The following is a 1,334-nucleotide window of genomic DNA, read 5'->3' as shown; positions in this document are numbered from 1 at the left end:
GAGTATTACAGTTAGCCCCAGAGAGGATTTACCAGAGGGCGTATCAGATCAACTGCCGGGAGAATATTGCAGAGACTTTGCTGGAAAAGAGCGGTGAGATGAAATTAGAGGTCCTGCGCTGTCTCCTGGTTCTGCCAAATGTGATCCAGTTCTTTTTTGCCAGGTGGATGGGAAAAGGAGATTCTTTCCAGCTGGAACTGGAAAACAGCATGGATACCGAGATCAAGGAAATTGGGCTGCTCCTGGAGCAGGAAGAAACGGAGGCAGCATGAAGAAGAGAGTCATGTGTGTACATACGGAGCTGGTAAGGGAAGGCTCCGTATTATACGAGGGGAAAGATGGAAACACAGGTATTACAACAACAGAGGAGGCTGCAGGTTTTGCAGCCTCTTTTTTCGGCAAGCAGGATAAGGAAGGAGTGCGCTACGAAACAGCAGGATCCCTGCAAGAGGGGAGAAGGGTGTGGCTGCTTGCAAGACTTCCAAGGGAATATATCATTGCCGGCGAGCGTATCAGCCCATACATGGTATTTTCCAATACCCATGACGGTTCCGGTGCGGTGAAGACGGCGCTTACCCCTATCCGTGTAGTATGCAATAATACGCTTAATCTTGCCCTGCGTACGGCAAAGCGGAGCTGGTCTATGATCCACACAGGGGATATCAGTGGAAAGATCGAGGAAGCGAAGAATACCCTGTTCCTGGCAGACGAGTATATGTCTGCTCTTGGAAAAGAGTTTGAAAATCTGAGGGGAATCAGGCTGTCTGAAAAACAGGTCATGGATTATATCGAGATTCTGCTTCCGGTAGAAGAAAATTTCACCCCACAGCAGAAGCGTGGCATAGAAAGACTGAGAGAAGACATGAGAATGCGCTACTTTGACGCTCCCGATCTGAAAGACGTAGGAAACAATGGCTACCGCTTTATCAATGCAGTATCGGATTTTGCAACCCATTCTACCCCAAGAAGAAAGACTGCAAATTACAAAGAGAATATCTTTGCCAGAACCGCAGACGGAAATCCGCTGATCGACAGGGCATATCAGATGGTGCTGGCAGCATGAGAGGTGAAAAATGAAGATTTTTGAGATGATAGCAGGGATCTGCTTATTGGTATTTGATATTTTGGTAGCGGTAGACCAGTTTATTAAGGTAAGAGATATTTTAAAAAAGGGGAAGACAGAATGAAAAAGGAAAATATGATTTCAACAAAAGATCTGACACGGGAAAAATGGCTGGAACTCCGCAGAAATGGTATCGGAGGCTCTGATGCTTCCGTAGTGATGGGGAAAAATCCCTGGCGTTCCATCCAGCAGCTGTGGGAAGACAAGACTG

Annotated in this window: 3 protein-coding genes; all 3 read left to right on the top strand. The window is 46.9% G+C overall.

Annotated features, from left to right (window positions below; genetic code table 11):
* Positions 1-272 (top strand): hypothetical protein (locus tag G5B11_RS18665; protein ID WP_173729329.1); only part of this gene is annotated, 272 nt, incomplete at its 5' end.
* Entirely contained in the window at positions 269-1,063 is a 795-nt protein-coding gene (locus tag G5B11_RS18660) for a DUF932 domain-containing protein (protein ID WP_173729328.1), read from the top strand. The genes G5B11_RS18665 and G5B11_RS18660, both read left to right, overlap by 4 nt.
* Positions 1,064-1,183: 120 nt before the next feature.
* Positions 1,184-1,334: YqaJ viral recombinase family protein (locus G5B11_RS19815; RefSeq protein WP_173729327.1), on the top strand; the 151-nt coding region annotated here is incomplete at its 3' end.

It is taken from the genome of Blautia glucerasea (assembly GCF_013304385.1).
GTDB classification, from domain to species: Bacteria; Bacillota; Clostridia; order Lachnospirales; family Lachnospiraceae; genus Blautia_A; species Blautia_A ammoniilytica.
Note: the sequence above shows the minus strand (reverse complement) of the source record. Positions and strands in the feature narration are given on the sequence as shown.

Excerpts from the sequence above, each read along its gene's own strand:
- G5B11_RS18660 (WP_173729328.1), top strand. The coding sequence starts at position 269 with ATGAAGAAGAGAGTCATGTGTGTACATACGGAGCTGGTAAGGGAAGGC.